Here is a 12,555-nt window from a genome sequence, read left to right on the forward strand (position 1 = left end):
GGAGCGGGGTTCCCCGGCGTGCGGCCGTGTTCGTCACCGGCTACCGAACCGCCATGACGCCAAGATGGAATCAACGAACCGGGCTGTAATCTCGCTCCTACGGCAGGGTAACGGCTCGTCCGACAGACAGCGGCGGACTGAGCGTCAAGACTCTTCCGTGGCGTGTGCGATGCAGCGCTTCGCGCCGAACTGTCTGGCCTTCTACCGCAGTTGATTCCGAGATTCCGTGATGGACCGATTGGCTCTTCCTCTGGGCACGCGCTTCGGCGAGATGGAGATCGTCCGCGTCCTGGCCGTTGGTGGCTTCGGCATCGTCTACCTCGCCCGCGACCATGCGCTCGACCGCGATGTGGCGATCAAGGAGTTCCTGCCTTCGCACCTGGTCTGCCGAGGAGAGGGCTGCGAGGTCACGGTGCGGTCGTTGACCCACGCGACGACGTTCGCACTGGCGCTGGAGTCTTTCGTCGACGAGGCCAAGTTGCTGGCAAGGTTCTCGCATCCCGCCATGGTCAAGGTCCACAGCAGCTGGAAGGCCAACGGCACCGCCTACATGGCCATGCCCTATCTGCGCGGACCCACGCTGTGGGAATTGAGGCGCTCGATGACGCAACCGCCCACCGAGGTGTGGCTCCGCTCGATCGTCGACCCGTTGCTCGAGGCACTGCAACTGCTGCATGCCGAACGCATCTACCACCGCGATGTCGCGCCGGACAACGTTGTCCTGACTGGCGCTGGCCTGCCGGTGTTGCTCGATTTCGGCGCGGCGCGCCGCCTGATCGGCGATCGGACGCAACTGCTCACCGCCGTGGTCAAGCCCCATTACGCGCCGATCGAGCAATACGCTGAAGCCACGCGCCTGCGCCAAGGCCCCTGGACCGATCTGTACGCCCTCTCGTCCCTGGTGGTCTATCTGCTGGAGGGCAAGCCACCACCGGCGTCGACCGCGCGATCCATACACGACGACATGCACCGTCTCGCGGAGCGCCACTACGCCGGCATCTCGCACAGCTTCCTGTCGGCCATCGACTGGGGGCTCGCAGTCCGACCGGAGGACCGACCGCAGGACGTGGACGCCTTCCGTCAGGCGCTTCAGGGCCCGCCGCCGCCGCGTGCCTCTCGCGGCACGCAGGCGTTGGTGGTTGCACCCCATTCCGGGCGGCCTTTGCGCGCCCCAGCCGCGGCATCCACCACCCTGCCGGGTGCGCCGCATCGGAGTGCACTGCCGAGACCACGCGTCTGGTTCAGGCCGTCGTTGGCCAGCCTGAGCGTGCTCCTTCCGCTCGCGATGTTGTGGCCGTTGAGTTCGAACGAGTCGAGCGAGCCGCTGGGCGAAGCACCCATCCGGCAGGCCATCGCGGCACCGAGGCCGACACTGATCGCCGAGCGTGCGCCGATGGAGCCGCCGCCACTCGAAGCCGCCGCGGCACCCCCTGATTCGACCGCAGCGGAGTCGAAAGAGGCTCCCGACAAGGCCGCAGCACCGACTCGCCCCGCGACATCCAGTGGGGTCTTGCCGGCTGCGAAGACTTCGCAGAGCCGCAAGCGCGGCAACGGGTCGCGCGTCGTCGCGGCCGGCCCGGCCGAACTGTGCGCCGACCGCAACTTCTTCGTGAAGCCATTCTGCGTTCACCGCCGATGCGAGGAACCACGCTTCACGAATCGGCTGGAGTGCAAGCAGTTGCAAGAGGCGAACGCCTCTCGGCGCTTCTGATCCACGGGCGACCCAGCGCCGTCACCCGAACACGGGGTTGCCGACGGCACGACCGAGCGAGACCATTGAGACCTCGAAACCCGCTCAGTGCCAGACATGGACGCGCCTGTTCCCCCCAAGCCTTCCTCGCTGCCCGCCTACCGCACGCTCGATGCGCGCGAGGCGCTCTGGGCAGACCTGGTGCAGGACCTGACGGAACTTCACGCACGACTCGAGTACCTGCGGCTTCTGCTGAAGCTCGGGGTCGGTGGCGTTCAGCACTGAGCTGCAAGGGGCCGACCCGGGTCCCGCGCCGGACGGCGCCGGACGGCGCCGGGCGATCCTCGGTCAACCGACAAGGAGCGAGGCAAGTCCGAGCACTGCTGCGGCCATCGCCATGATGCAGACGACCCGGCGATGGCGTATCGCGCTCACCATCATGACCACCGGATAGCGCCGGTCATAGCCACGCCGCCCGTAGGGATCGGGCGCATCACCGTAGCCCTTGCTCGCTCGTTCCCGGATGGGCAGCCTGACGCTGGTATCGAGTTCGTGGATCGAGGCCGCGGTGTCGACGGGCGAGGCTCCGCCGACCCACGCCCCGGTGAACCAGTTTCCTGTCTCCGCCCCGGCCAGCGCGGCAGGGACCGTATCGGCAAAGTCCAACTCGGATTGCGACGTCTTCACGCTCCGATTTTGTCGGTCTGGCCGTCGGCGAGAGGCACTCTCGCCCCCGCAGGTGAAGGATGACGGCACCGCGAGGGCGGCCCTGGTTCAGGGGGATAGGGCCGCCGCGCGGCGGCCCTGGCGTTCAGAAGCGGTAACCGACGCCGATGCCGATCAGCATGGGGTCGAGCTTGGCCTTGCTCACCCGCACACCGGCGCCCGTGCGGATGTCCGACTCGATCCAGGCCTTCTTGACGTCGAAGTTCAGCGACCACGGACCGTCGAGCTTGAAGTCGACGCCGGCCTGCAGCGCAGGGCCGACGCTGCTGCTTTCGAGGTAGAGCGGCAGCACGCCGGGCACCGCGAGCTTCACCCGCGAGATGTGGGTGTAGTTGATCCCCGCGCCGACGTAGGGGCGGATGCTCCCTTCCGGCAGGAAGTGCCATTGAAGCAGCAGTGACGGCGGCAGCGCGTAGAACGAGCCGGCGTCGAAAGCACCGATGGCGCTGTCGCGCACCTTCACGTCCAGCTTGGTGTAGGCCAGCACCAGTTCGGCAGCCAGGTTCTTGTTGAAGAAGTAGCTGATGTCGAGCTCAGGCACCCAGCGGCTGTCGACCTCGACCGCGTTGGAAGGTACCGCCAGCGACGGGATCGCATCGGACTTGTTGTCCGGATCGATGAGCAGCGCACGAACGCGGATCATCCAAGGGCCTTCTTCGGCATGCAGCGCGGCGCCCGACAGCAGGCAGGTTGCAGCCAGGGCGATGCGCCCCATCTTCTGGATCAGCTTCACAGTCTTGGTCTCCTCGTTATCCACCGTTGCAGAGGCCACGGATCGGCGGATCTCCCATGGCATGACGCGGTCAGGCGCACGAGACGTGCCAGAGACAGCCGATGCGGCAGAGCGCACGTCTCCCGATCGAGAGGCAATGGAATCAAGGGCTTGGGGCCCGAACCGCAGGTGCCACGGCGGATGACTCAGTGCATCGCCCTACAAGCGCGCCGTACTTCACAGCGCGCCAAGCGCTCACGCTGCTTGCATCCCCTGCCCCACTGCGCCGCATCAACCCTGCCGCACGGTGGAACTCCGCGCTGCCCGCAGAATCGCACCGCTTCCCGATGCAGCCCCGGAGACTCGGCAACGTGCCCCAACCGTTCGGTCCCCTGTTCGTTGCGGCACTTGTCTCGGCCGCCTTCCTCCACGGCGGCGCGGCGCATGCAGCGGCGGTGCGCACCGACCACGTCGCGGCCGAACTGGTGGCCGAGCGCAGCGCCGTGGCGGCGGGCCAGACGCTCAGGATCGGACTGAAGCTCCAGCACATCCCGCACTGGCACACCTACTGGCGCAACCCGGGCGATTCGGGCCTGCCCACGACGCTGAGCTGGACGCTGCCGCCCGGTGGGCGGATGGGCGAGATCGAATGGCCTGCGCCCGAGCGCCTGCCGGTCGGCCCGCTGGTCAACTACGGCTACGAAGGCGACGTGCTGCTCCCGCTGCAGTACACGGCACCGGCCGATGCCCGGCCGGGCGACACGCTGAGGCTGCAGGCCCAGGCGCGCTGGCTGGTGTGCAACGACGTCTGCATCCCGGAACAGGCGACGCTCGAACTGCAGTTGCCGGTGGCCGATGCCGCAGCCGCCGACAACGGCGCGCACGCTGCGCTGTTCGCGCAGGCGGCGGCTGCGCAGGCGGGTCCGCTGTCGGCATGGACCGCGGAGGTTCAGCAGGCCGGACAGGACCTGCTGCTGACGCTCGAACCGGCAGCCGGCGAACTGCCCGCCGATGCGCCGGAGGTTCATGTCTTCCCGTATGTGGAGCAATTGGTGGAACCCGCAAGCCATGCGCTCTATCGCAGCCCGCGAGGCTATGCGCTGAAGCTGAAGCTGCTGGACGGCGCAACGGTGCCGCCCCGCCTCGACGGCATCGCCGTTGCACAGGCCGGCCCCGGCGCCTCGGGCACCGTCATCTGGGGCGGAACGCAGCGCTCGGTCGAATTCAGCGCGCCGCTGCGTCCCGTCGAGACGATCACCCTCCCCGATGGCGCGCGCGCCGTCGCCGGTGATCGGGTCCCCACCGCGCTGCGCGGCGGCGCCCCGGTGGGCCTGCTGGCGGCATTGGGCCTGGCCTTCCTGGGCGGCATGCTGCTGAACCTGATGCCTTGCGTATTCCCGGTGCTGTCGATCAAGCTGCTCGGCCTCGCGCGGCAGGACGGCAACGCCCGCCGCCTGCGAGCGCACGCGCTGGCCTACGGCGCGGGCGTGGTGTGCAGCTTCGTCGCGCTCGCGGCCGTGCTGCTCGCGCTGCGTGCGGCCGGCAGCGCCGTGGGTTGGGGCTTCCAGTTGCAGGAGCCCGGAGTCGTGTTCGCGCTCGCGCTGCTGTTCTTCGTCCTCGGGCTCAACCTGGCAGGTCAGTTCGAATTCGGCCTTCTGATGCCGCAAGGGCTGGCGCAATGGCGCGCCCAGCGACCGGCGGTCGACGCCTTCGGGTCCGGCGTGCTCGCGGTCGTCGCGGCCAGCCCGTGCACGGCGCCATTCATGGGCGCGGCCCTCGGCTACGCCGTCGCGCAACCGCCGGCCTGGGCGCTGGGGGTGTTCGCGGCGCTCGGAGTCGGCATGGCGCTGCCCTATGTGCTGCTGGTGCTGCGGCCGGGCTGGCGCGCCCGGCTGCCGCGCCCCGGCCCCTGGATGCTGAGGCTCAGGCAAGGCCTGGCATTCCCGATGTTCGCCACCGTCGTGTGGCTGCTGTGGGTGCTGGGCCAGCAAACCGGCATCGACGGCAGCACGCGAGCGCTGGTGGGTCTGGTCGGCCTGGCGTTCGGGCTGTGGCTGGCGGGCGTGTGGCGCGGCGCGGCGGCGCGCGCGGGGGTGACCGTGCTGCTGGTCGCCATGCTGGCCTGGGGCTGGCCGGTATCCGAACGAGCGGCCTCGCCGCAGGCCGGCAACGGCACGGCGTCGACCGCCGGCTCGCCGCACACAGCCTGGCAAGCCTACGACGAGGCCGCCATCGAAACGCACCTGGCGCAGGGCCGAGCCGTCTTCGTCGACTTCACCGCCGCCTGGTGCGTGAGCTGTCAGGTCAACAAGCGGCTCGTGCTGCACACCGATGAAACCCTGCAGGCCTTCGCCCGCTCGAAGGTGGCACTGATGCGCGCTGACTGGACCCACCGCGACGAGCGCATCACCGCCGCGCTCGGCCGGCTCGGCCGCAACGGCGTGCCCGTCTATGTGCTGATGCGCCCCGGTCGCGAGCCGCTGCTGCTGCCGGAAATCCTCACCGGAGGTCTCGTGCGCGAGGCCTTGTCGACCCTGTAGTTCTGAAGGAGATGACGATGCGAGCCTTGTCGAACGACCGCCGACGTTTCACTTTCTCGGCCGCGGCGCTCATCGCGCTGCCGACCACCATGGTGGCGCTGCCCGGTGCCGCGCTGGCCGTGGCCGTCGGCGAGGTGGCCCCGGCCTTCGAGCTGAAGGACACCCACGGCAAGACCGTGAAGCTCGCCGACTTCAAGGGCCGGCACGTGGTGCTCGAGTGGACCAATCCCGGCTGCCCCTTCGTGCAGAAGCACTACAGCTCGCAGAACATGCAGAGCCTCCAGAAGGAATTCGTCGGTCGCAACGTGGCCTGGCTGAGCATCAGTTCCACCGCCCGCGGCGCCACCGACTACCTCGAACCCGCGGCGCTGCAGGCCAAGTACCAGAGCTGGGGCGCGGCTCCCACGGCGCTGCTGATGGACGATGCGGGCAGCGTCGGCAAGGCCTACGGCGCGAAGACCACGCCGCACATGTACGTCATCGATCCGGGCGGCAAGCTGATCTATGCCGGCGGCATCGACGACAAGCGCTCCGCCGACCCGGCCGACGTGAGGGGCGCCAGGAATTTCGTCAAGGCGGCCCTGACCGAATCGCTGGCCGGCAAGGCCGTGAGCACCGGCACGGCAACGCCCTACGGCTGCAGCGTCAAGTACGCGAGCTGATCGCGTACCGGCGGCTGCGGAACGTAGGCGTTCGCCTACCGCAGCCGCGCCGGCGGGGCGCTGACCGACCTCGCCGCGAGCCACGCTCCGACATCGCCTCCCCCGCGGGCCGCCTACCGTGAGGTCACTCGACACTCCCGGAGAACACCATGACCCTCGGAACCATCCTGCTGATCGTCCTGATCCTCATCCTGATCGGCGCGATCCCGAACTGGTCTCACAGCAAGAACTGGGGCTATGGTCCCAGCGGCGGCGTGGGCCTGGTGTTGGTGATCGTGATCGTGCTGTTGCTGATGGGCCGCATATGACCCGCACATGACGCGAACCGCCGCTGCCTCCCCTGGCTTGGCGGCGGCGCGGCGCCCCCTTGGGCGCGTCAGAATCCCGGTGAGCCGACTTGCCTTGCCGCCCCCGTGGACACGAACCCCAGCCAACTGATCCAGACCGTCCTGCTGTGCGGCCTGGCACTCGGCGTCGCCTTCGGCGCTCTCGCCCAGGCCACGCGCTTCTGCACCATGGGCGCGATCGCCGACGTGGTGAATTTCGGCGACGCGACCCGGCTGCGCACCTGGGTCTGGGCCGCGCTCGTGGCGCTGGTCGGCACGCAGGCGCTGATCGGGCTGGGCGGCGTGGACCTGAGCGCGTCCATCTACACCGGCCGGCGCCTGAGCTGGCTGGCGCAGGGCCTCGGCGGACTGGCCTTCGGCTTCGGCATGGTGCTGGCGTCGGGCTGCGCATCGCGGGCCCTCGTGCGCGCCGGCGGGGGCAGCCTGAAGGCACTGGTGGTTCTGCTGGTCGTGGGCTTCGCGGCGCAGATGACGCTGCGCGGCGCTTTCGCGCTGCCGCGTGTCGAATGGCTGGACCCGGTCGGGCCGCTGTTGGCCGGACCGCAGGATCTGCCCTCCTGGCTGTCGCGCCATGTCGGCCTGCCGCTGCCTTGGCTGCGAGCAGCGCTGTGCCTGCTGCTGGCCGTGCCGCTGCTGCTCTGGCTGCGGCGGAGCCGCGACTTCCTGCAACCGGGACCGCTGCTCGGCGGTCTGGCCATCGGCGCACTGATCGTCATGGCATGGTTCGTCACGGGCTCGCTCGGCCACCTGAGCGAGCACCCGGAAACCCTGGAGCCGGCCTGGCTCGCCACGAACTCACGCCGCCCGGAAGCGCTGAGCTTCGTCGCACCCACCGCCTACACACTGGACCTGCTGACGCTGTGGTCCGACCGCGGCACGGTGCTGAGCTTCGGCATCACCACCGTGCTGGGCACCCTGCTCGGCGCCGCCGCCAGCGCGCTGCTGCGCCGGGAGTTCCGCTGGGAGGGCTTTCGCGACGTGCGCGACACCGCCCAGCATCTGGTCGGTGCGGTGCTGATGGGCGCAGGCGGCGTGACGGCGCTGGGTTGCTCGATCGGCCAGGGGCTCAGCGGGCTGTCACTGCTGTCGGCCGGCTCGTTCATCGCGGTGGCCGGCATCGTGGCCGGCGCCGTGGCGGCGCTGCGCTACCAGGCCTGGGTGATCGACCGCGACGGCTGAGTTTGCGCAGTAGTCGCTAGGCCCGCAGCGGCTCCTGCCACCACGCGGCATGCCAGTGGCGCAGCAGCGCCAGATCGATGCGCGCAGCGCGCGCGCCCTGCAGGTGCGGAGAAGGCGCCGCCGGGTGATCCAGATCGTCGCAGACCGCGAGCGCGCCCTCGAAGGCATGGCTCGCGAAGTTGAGGCTGCGCGTCACCAGCGTCGCGATGCCGGCAGCCCGGGCGGCGGCCAGGCCGTTCGGTGAATCCTCGATCGCGAGCGTCTCGTCGGCGTCGAGTTGCAGCGCATCCAGGCAGCGCAGGTAGACCTGTGGGTCGGGCTTCTTCACCGGCGCATCCTCGCCGCACACGATGGCGGCGAAGCGGGTGGGCCAGCTCGCGCCGAGCTGCGCGCCCAGCAAGGCCTCCAGGTTCACGCGCGACGTGGTGGTGGCAATGGCCAGCTGCACCCCGCTCGCCGTGGCCTCGTTCATCAGCCGCAGCACGCCGGGGCGCAACGCGATCGCGCCGCGCTCCACGAGCTGGCCGTAACGGCGGTTCTTCTCGGCGTGCAGGGCCGCGGCCAGACGTTCGCGCTCGGCTGCGCTGGCCGGAGCGTCGGCCTGCGTGGCCATGTCGTGCAGCAGGCGCTCGCGCCCCCCGGTCACGCGCAGCAGCTCGGCGTAGCGCTCGATGCTCCAGCGCCACGGCAGGCCGAGCGCCTGGAAAGCCTCATTGAACGCGACGAGATGACCGTCGCGTTCGGTCTCGGCCACGGTGCCATCCACATCCCACAGCAAGGCGGCCAGCATCAGCATCTCCCGTTCGTGAATCGTTGCTTCACATCATGCCGGCAACGGCCCCAGGACCGCGTCGACCTCGTCGGCGATCGCCGACAGATTGGGGAACAGCCGGTCCGGGTTGGAGTCCTCGATCGGCACTCCGGCGTTGTAGCCGTACGGCACCGCCCAGGCCCGCACGCCGGCGTTGCGCGCGCTCTCGATGTCGATCGACGAGTCGCCCACATGGGCCGCATGGTCGGCACTGACGCCATGATGCCGCAACACGTGGGTCAGCACGCCGTTGTGCGGCTTCTTGACCGGCAGCGTGTCGCCGCCGATCAGCATGCTGAAGTAGCCGTCGAGCCGCGTCACCGCCAGCACGCGCTCGGCATGGCGCTGCTCCTTGTTGGTCACGCACACCAGCCGCACGCCCTGGTCGCGCAGGCGCTCGAGCGTCTCGACGCAGCCCGGATACGGCTTGCCGAAGCAGCCCGCCGTCTCGGCATAGTGGTGCTCGAAGCGCTCGAGCACCGCTTCGGGCTGCACCCGCTCCGACAGCGCCGGCTTCTCCAGCATCACGCGCGCCAGCAGCTTGAGCATCAGCTCGCGCGTGCCGCGGCCGATCAGGTTGGTGATCTCGGCCTGCGGCCGGCGCTCGATGCCGACATCGTCGAAGGCACGGTGCACGGCTTCGGCGATCTCGGCGGCGGTGTCGACCAGGGTGCCGTCGAGGTCGAAGCTCACGAGTCGGATCGTCATGTTCTTCCTTTGCTGAGAGGCCAGCACAGCGGGGTCACTGCAACTGGGCGCGGCGGATCTCCATCAGCCGCAGGATCATCGGTGTCAGGATCAACTGCATCGCCAGGTCCATCTTGCCGCCCGGCACGACGATGGTGTTCGCGCGGCTCATGAAGGAGTTGTCGATCATCGACAGCAGGTAGGGAAAGTCGATGCCGCGCGGGTTCTTGAAGCGGATCACCGTGAGGCTTTCGCCGGCCGTGGGGATGTCGCGCGCGATGAACGGATTGGAGGTGTCGACCACCGGCACGCGTTGGAAGTTGATGTCGGTCTCGCCGAACTGCGGCACGATGTAGTGCACGTAGTCGTGCATGCGGCGCAGGATCACGTCGGACACCGCCTCCTTGGAGTAGCCGCGGTCCTTGGTGTCGCGGTGGATCTTCTGGATCCACTCCAGGTTGATGATCGGCACCACGCCGATCTTCAGGTCGGCGTGCCGCACCATGTCGATGGTCTCGGTCTTCACGCAGCCGTGCAGGCCTTCGTAGAACAACAGGTCGGTGTCGGCCGGCGTCTCCACCCAGGGCGTGAAGGTGCCGGGCTCCTGCTTGTAGGGCTCGGCCTCGTCGTGGCTGTGCAGGTAGTAGCGCGACTTGCAGCGCCCGCCCTGCCCGTAGGCGCGGAACTGCTGTTCCAGCAGCGCCCATTCGTTGGTGTCGGGCCCGAAGTGGCTGACGGCACGGCCCTCGAGGTCGCCCTGAGCGATGCGCTCCTTCATCTCCTGCCGCGAGAAGCGATGGAAGGCGTCGCCCTCGATGACGGCCGGGCGGATGCCCTCGCGCCGGAAGATGTTCTCGAACACGCGCTTGACGGTGGTCGTGCCGGCACCGCTGGAGCCGGTGACCGCGATGACGGGATGCTTTCGACTCATGGCCAGGGCCTGTTAACGCTACCGGAGGGCTCGCGCCCGCGCCGCGCAGGCCGCAGGGATAGGCGCGAGGGAGGCCGCGTGCTGTTGCACGCAACGACTGAGCAACGTCGCCCTGCGGCCTGCGCGACACGGGCCCGAAGGGTGATCCCAGGAAACGGGCGCCCTCCGCGTTGCCCATGCTCGCCGGGGGCCGACCCCGGCTGTGCTGGGTGCCTTGATGGCGTCCGTTTCCTGGGTCACGCGAGCCCTCCGGTAGCGTTGACAGGCCCTAGGCCTGCGGCTGGATGAACAGCGAGCGCGTCTTGAACAACTGCCACGACACGTTGGCGCTCGGGTCCTCGTGGTACGACACGATGCGCTCGACCTCGTCGCGCGAGCCCAGGATCACCGGCACCTTGTGATGCAGGGCATCGGGCACCAGTTCGAGCAACGGTCCGGTACCGCTGGACGCCGAGGCACCGGCCTGCTCCATCAGCCACGCCATCGGCGCGGCCTCGAACAGCAGCCGCAGGCGACCGGGCTTGAAGGGTTCCTTGTTGTCGCGCGGGTACAGGAAGACGCCGCCGCGCGTGAAGATGCGGTGCGCCTCGGCCACCAGGCTGGCCACCCAGCGCATGTTGAAGTCGCGCCCGCGCGGCCCGCTCTGGCCCGCCAGGCACTCGGCGATGTAGCGCTGCACCGGCTTTTCCCAGAAACGCTGGTTCGACGCGTTGATCGCGAACTCGGTGGTCGACACCGGCACCTCGACGTCGGCCCGCGTCAGCACCCAGCGACCGGCTTCGCAGTGGTCGTCGGGATCCAGGGTGAACATGTGCACGCCCTTGCCCAGGCTCAGCACCAGCACCGTCGACGGGCCGTAGATCGCGTAGCCGGCCGCGACCTGGCGGCGACCGGGCTGCATGAAGGCGGCCGCGCTGGCCGGCGTGCCGCGGAACAGGTGGGGCAGCACCGAGAAGATGCTGCCGATCGCGACATTGGCCTCGACGTTCGACGCGCCGTCGAGCGGGGCGAACACGACCAGGTAGGCGCCGCCGCTGCCGTGCTCGGGCGAGACCGTCACGTCGGCGTGTTCCTCGCTGACCCAGCCGGCCACGTGCGCGCAGGTCGACAGCGCCTGCGACACGCAGGCATCGGCCACCCCGTCGAGCCGCTGCGGCGTCGTGCTCTGCGAGTCGGGCGACCCGGCGCCGCCGTGCAGCCCCGCGAGCGCTGCGCGGGACGCGGCCCGGCTGATCCGTGCGCAGGCCGACGCCACGTGCCGGATCACGGCGGCCAGCGCTGGCGGGTGCGCCGAGAGCCATTGCTCGAGTTCGATGGGGTTCATGGGAGGTCTCCTGTGCAGTTTCGTGTTCTGGAGGGTCAGCCGCGCTGGAACAGCCGGCTGCCGTGGATGTCGTCGGCGCACAGCGTCGTCAGGTCTTCGCGGCTCAGCGCCCGGTGGCGGTCCGCGAACAGACGGCTGGCCTGCCGCAGGCGGGCGCGGTCCAGCGCATTGCGCACGCTGCGCGCGTTGGCGAAGTGCGGCTGCGCGAGCCGCAGGTTCAGGTAGTCGCCGAAGGCGGCGCGGGCGTCGGCGCCCGCTGCGGTGTCGAAGCGGTAGTTCTGCTGCTGCAGCATCAGGTCGGCGATGCTCAGCAGTTCGGCCTGGTCGTAGTCCGGAAAGTCGAGGTGGTGCGCGACGCGCGAGCTCATGCCGGGATTGGACTTGAAGAAGGTGTCCATGCGGTCCTTGTAGCCGGCCAGGATCACCACCAGGTCGTCGCGCTGGTTCTCCATCACCTGCAGCAGGATCTCGATCGCTTCCTGGCCGTAGTCGCGCTCGTTCTCGGGGCGGTAGAGGTAGTAGGCCTCGTCGATGAACAGCACGCCGCCCATCGCCTTCTTCAGCACTTCCTTGGTGGCCTTTGCGCACATAGCCCAGGCGGTGCAGGATCTCGGCCATGCGCATCGCCACCGTCGTCTTGCCGGTACCGGGGTTGCCGGTGAAGCTCATGTGCAGCGACGGCGACTGGGCCGCCAAGCCCAGGTTGAGCCTGAGCTTGTCGATCACCAGCAGCGCGGCGATGTCGCGGATGCGCTGCTTCACCGGCGCCAGGCCGACGAGGTCGCGGTCCAGTTCGTCGAGCACCGCCTCGACCTGGCTGTCGGCCAGCACCTCGGCCACCGTCGTCGCGCCGGACGCCGACGCCGCGGCGGCCGGGGCGAGCGGCGTGGCCTCGGTGGCACCGGGAATGGCGTACAGCGGCTGGCTCATGGCGGACTCGCGGCGT

12 protein-coding genes and 1 pseudogene are annotated in these 12,555 nt (G+C 69.4%); 6 read left to right on the forward strand and 7 right to left on the reverse strand.

Annotated features, from left to right (window positions below; all coding sequences use genetic code 11):
- Nucleotides 1–229 precede the first annotated feature (229 nt).
- The gene (locus tag ASC67_RS13435; protein ID WP_082536015.1) at nucleotides 230–1,711 is read left to right on the forward strand and encodes a serine/threonine-protein kinase; all 1,482 of its coding nucleotides are present in this window, start codon (nucleotides 230–232) and stop codon (nucleotides 1,709–1,711) included.
- Between the two features lie 96 nt (nucleotides 1,712–1,807).
- Nucleotides 1,808–1,975, forward strand: a complete 168-nt coding sequence (locus tag ASC67_RS20875) for a hypothetical protein (RefSeq protein WP_164481720.1) — start codon at nucleotides 1,808–1,810, stop codon at nucleotides 1,973–1,975.
- A 63-nt stretch (nucleotides 1,976–2,038) separates the two neighbouring features.
- On the opposite strand, the gene ASC67_RS13440 is transcribed toward ASC67_RS20875, so the two are convergent.
- Nucleotides 2,039–2,377 carry a hypothetical protein gene (locus ASC67_RS13440; protein WP_056321577.1) on the reverse strand — a complete coding sequence of 113 codons (339 nt, stop codon included), beginning with the start codon at nucleotides 2,375–2,377 and terminating at the stop codon, nucleotides 2,039–2,041.
- 124 nt (nucleotides 2,378–2,501) lie between these two features.
- Nucleotides 2,502–3,131: an OmpW family protein gene (locus ASC67_RS13445; protein WP_056322168.1), complete on the reverse strand. Its 630-nt coding sequence runs from the start codon at nucleotides 3,129–3,131 to the stop codon at nucleotides 2,502–2,504.
- Nucleotides 3,132–3,499: 368 nt separating this feature from the next.
- On the opposite strand from ASC67_RS13445, the gene ASC67_RS13450 reads away from it, so the two are divergent.
- The 4 genes from ASC67_RS13450 (at nucleotide 3,500) to ASC67_RS13460 (ending at nucleotide 7,856) form a co-directional block, all read left to right on the forward strand.
- On the forward strand, nucleotides 3,500–5,668 hold the full coding sequence (locus ASC67_RS13450) for a protein-disulfide reductase DsbD (RefSeq protein ID WP_235566324.1): 2,169 nt from the start codon (nucleotides 3,500–3,502) through the stop codon (nucleotides 5,666–5,668).
- Nucleotides 5,669–5,685: 17 nt separating this feature from the next.
- Nucleotides 5,686–6,330: a thioredoxin family protein gene (locus ASC67_RS13455; protein WP_056322173.1), complete on the forward strand. Its 645-nt coding sequence runs from the start codon at nucleotides 5,686–5,688 to the stop codon at nucleotides 6,328–6,330.
- Nucleotides 6,331–6,479: 149 nt separating this feature from the next.
- A complete protein-coding gene (locus ASC67_RS20315; RefSeq protein WP_082536016.1) occupies nucleotides 6,480–6,638 on the forward strand; it encodes a DUF3309 family protein in 159 nt (52 codons plus the stop codon).
- A gap of 105 nt (nucleotides 6,639–6,743) precedes the next feature.
- A complete protein-coding gene (locus ASC67_RS13460) occupies nucleotides 6,744–7,856 on the forward strand; it encodes a YeeE/YedE family protein (protein WP_056321584.1) in 1,113 nt (370 codons plus the stop codon).
- Nucleotides 7,857–7,872: 16 nt separating this feature from the next.
- Here ASC67_RS13460 and ASC67_RS13465 read toward each other — a convergent pair whose 3' ends face one another.
- The 5 genes and pseudogenes from ASC67_RS13465 to ASC67_RS13485 form a co-directional block, all read right to left on the reverse strand.
- Complete coding sequence (locus ASC67_RS13465; protein WP_235566325.1) at nucleotides 7,873–8,652, reverse strand: HAD-IA family hydrolase; 780 nt, start codon at nucleotides 8,650–8,652, stop codon at nucleotides 7,873–7,875.
- A gap of 27 nt (nucleotides 8,653–8,679) precedes the next feature.
- Nucleotides 8,680–9,375, reverse strand: a complete 696-nt coding sequence (locus ASC67_RS13470) for an HAD-IA family hydrolase (RefSeq protein WP_056321586.1) — start codon at nucleotides 9,373–9,375, stop codon at nucleotides 8,680–8,682.
- 34 nt (nucleotides 9,376–9,409) lie between these two features.
- Nucleotides 9,410–10,285: a phosphoribulokinase gene (locus ASC67_RS13475; protein ID WP_056321591.1), complete on the reverse strand. Its 876-nt coding sequence runs from the start codon at nucleotides 10,283–10,285 to the stop codon at nucleotides 9,410–9,412.
- 268 nt (nucleotides 10,286–10,553) lie between these two features.
- Nucleotides 10,554–11,609 carry a class 1 fructose-bisphosphatase gene (locus ASC67_RS13480; RefSeq protein WP_056321596.1) on the reverse strand — a complete coding sequence of 352 codons (1,056 nt, stop codon included), beginning with the start codon at nucleotides 11,607–11,609 and terminating at the stop codon, nucleotides 10,554–10,556.
- 35 nt (nucleotides 11,610–11,644) lie between these two features.
- Nucleotides 11,645–12,539: pseudogene (locus ASC67_RS13485) on the reverse strand (AAA family ATPase).
- Between the last annotated feature and the right edge of the window lie 16 nt (nucleotides 12,540–12,555).

This window comes from Methylibium sp. Root1272, assembly GCF_001425905.1.
Classification (GTDB): domain Bacteria; phylum Pseudomonadota; class Gammaproteobacteria; order Burkholderiales; family Burkholderiaceae_C; genus Methylibium.